A 2,363-nucleotide genomic window follows, 5' to 3' on the forward strand; every position below is an offset into this window, starting at 1 on the left:
TCGCCGAAGAGGATCTTCTCCGACAGCTGGTCCTCGATCTCGCGCTGGATCGTGCGACGCAGCGGCCGGGCGCCCAGCACCGGGTCGAACCCGCGCTTGGCCAGCAGCATCTTCGCGCGATCCGTGAGCTCGATCGCCATGTCCTTGTTCTTCAACTGCTGCTCGACGCGGGCGATCATCAGGTCCACCATCTTGATGATCTCGTCCTGGGTGAGCTGGTGGAAGACGATGATGTCGTCGATGCGGTTGAGGAACTCGGGCCGGAAGTGCTTCTTGAGCTCGTCGTTGACCTTGTTCTTCATCCGCTCGTAGTTCGAGGCGGTGTCCTGGCCGGAGGTGAAGCCCAGGCCGACGGCCTTGGAGATGTCCGAGGTGCCCAGGTTCGAGGTGAAGATGATCACGGTGTTCTTGAAGTCCACCGTCCGACCCTGGCCGTCGGTCAGCCGGCCGTCCTCCAACACCTGCAACAGCGTGTTGTAGACCTCCTGGTGCGCCTTCTCGATCTCGTCGAACAGCACCACCGAGAACGGCTTGCGCCGCACCTTCTCGGTCAGCTGCCCGCCCTCCTCGTAGCCGACGTAGCCGGGAGGGGCGCCGAACAGGCGCGAGGCGGTGTAGCGGTCGTGGAACTCGCCCATGTCGATCTGGATGAGCGCGTCGTCCTCCCCGAACAGGAAGTTCGCCAACGCCTTCGACAGCTCCGTCTTGCCGACACCCGACGGCCCGGCGAAGATGAACGAGCCGGACGGGCGCTTCGGGTCCTTCAACCCCGCCCGCGTGCGGCGGATCGCCTGGGACACGGCCTTGACCGCGTCGACCTGGCCGATGATCCGCTTGTGGAGCTCGTCCTCCATGCGGAGCAGGCGGGTGGTCTCCTCCTCGGTCAGCTTGAACACCGGGATACCGGTCCAGTTCGCCAGCACCTCGGCGATCTGCTCGTCGTCCACTTCGACGACGACGTCGAGGTCGCCGTCCTTCCACTGCTTCTCCCGCTCGGCCTTCTGGCCCAGCAGCTGCTTCTCCGCGTCCCGCAGCTTCGCCGCCCGCTCGAAGTCCTGCGCGTCGATCGCGGACTCCTTGTCCCGACGCACATCCGCGATCTTCTCGTCGAACTCCCGCAGGTCCGGCGGCGCGGTCATCCGACGGATCCGCATCCGCGCACCCGCCTCGTCGATCAAATCGATCGCCTTGTCCGGCAGGAACCGGTCGTTGATGTAGCGATCCGCCAACGTCGCCGCCGCCACCAACGCCGAATCCGTGATCGACACCCGGTGGTGCGCCTCGTACCGGTCCCGCAGACCCTTCAAAATCTCGATGGTGTGCTCCAGCGACGGCTCACCCACCTGGATCGGCTGGAACCGACGCTCCAACGCCGGGTCCTTCTCCACGTACTTGCGGTACTCGTCCAACGTCGTCGCGCCGATGGTCTGCAACTCACCCCGCGCCAACATCGGCTTGAGGATCGAGGCCGCGTCGATCGCGCCCTCCGCCGCACCCGCGCCCACCAGGGTGTGGATCTCGTCGATGAACAGGATGATGTCCCCGCGCGTGCGGATCTCCTTGAGCACCTTCTTCAGGCGCTCCTCGAAATCACCCCGATACCGCGACCCCGCCACCAACGACCCCAGGTCCAGGGTGTAGAGCTGCTTGTCCTTCAACGTCTCGGGCACCTCGCCCTTGACCACCATCTGCGCCAGACCCTCGACCACCGCCGTCTTGCCCACACCCGGCTCGCCGATCAACACGGGGTTGTTCTTGGTGCGCCGCGACAGCACCTGCATCACCCGCTCGATCTCCTTGGCGCGCCCGATCACCGGGTCCAGCTTCCCCTCCCGCGCCGAGGCGGTCAGGTTGCGCCCGAACTGGTCCAGCACCAACGACGACGACGGCGTGCCCTCACCACGGCCACCCGACTCCGCCGGCTCCTTGCCGCCCGAGTAGCCCGACAGCAGCTGCAACACCTGCTGACGCACCCGGTTCAAATCCGCCCCGAGCTTGACCAGCACCTGCGCCGCCACACCCTCACCCTCGCGGATCAGGCCCAGCAGGATGTGCTCCGTGCCGATGTAGTTGTGCCCGAGCTGCAGCGCCTCGCGCAACGACAGCTCCAGCACCTTCTTCGCACGCGGGGTGAAGGGGATGTGCCCCGAAGGAGCCTGCTGGCCCTGGCCGATGATCTCCTCGACCTGCTGGCGCACGCCCTCCAGCGCGATCCCCAACGACTCCAGCGCCTTCGCGGCGACACCCTCACCCTCGTGGATCAAACCCAGGAGGATGTGCTCGGTGCCGATGTAGTTGTGGTTGAGCATCCGGGCCTCTTCCTGGGCCAGGACAACCACCCGCCTCGCGCGGTCGGTGAACCT

The 2,363-nt window shown here is 66.1% G+C and carries 1 protein-coding gene; it reads right to left on the minus strand.

Going from position 1 to position 2,363, the window contains the following annotated elements:
• A partial coding sequence (locus tag ACFP3R_RS37465) for an ATP-dependent Clp protease ATP-binding subunit (protein ID WP_380643782.1) occupies positions 1–2,363 on the minus strand: 2,363 nt, incomplete at both ends.

It is taken from the genome of Saccharothrix lopnurensis (genome assembly GCF_042658445.1).
GTDB classification, from domain to species: domain Bacteria; phylum Actinomycetota; class Actinomycetes; order Mycobacteriales; family Pseudonocardiaceae; genus Actinosynnema; species Actinosynnema lopnurensis.